At 46.5% G+C, this 381-nt stretch carries 2 tRNA genes and 1 rRNA gene; all 3 read right to left on the reverse strand.

Annotation, left to right across the window (positions count from 1 at the left end):
• Positions 1–70 (reverse strand): 5S ribosomal RNA (rrf, locus tag AC1RPK_RS07630); the annotation flags it as partial.
• 39 nt (positions 71–109) lie between these two features.
• Positions 110–182 (reverse strand) — tRNA-Thr (locus AC1RPK_RS07635).
• A 5-nt stretch (positions 183–187) separates the two neighbouring features.
• Positions 188–259, reverse strand: a tRNA-Glu gene (locus AC1RPK_RS07640).
• Positions 260–381 lie beyond the last annotated feature (122 nt).

Genomic DNA, 381 nt, shown 5'->3' on the forward strand with positions numbered 1-381 from the left:
TGGCGCTAAGAAGCTTAACTTCTGTGTTCGACATGGGAACAGGTGTATCCTTCTTGCTATCGCCACCACACTCTTTTACTACTACATAAAACAATTTTGCAACCACTAATGCCGGCTGCAGGAGTCGAACCTGTGACCCTCGGTTTACGATACCGATGCTCTACCAACTGAGCTAAGCCGGCGAAAATGACCCGTACGGGATTTGAACCCATGTTACCGCCGTGAAAGGGCGGTGTCTTAACCACTTGACCAACGGGTCATATACATAAAAATGTGTTAATCAGTTAGATTAGCACATTTTTAAATTTATTATTAGCATGGCAACGTCCTACCCTCGCAGGGGGCGACCCCCAACTACTCTTGGCGCTAAGAAGCTTAACT

The organism is Dellaglioa sp. CoH-55-MRSF-6 (assembly GCF_056782215.1).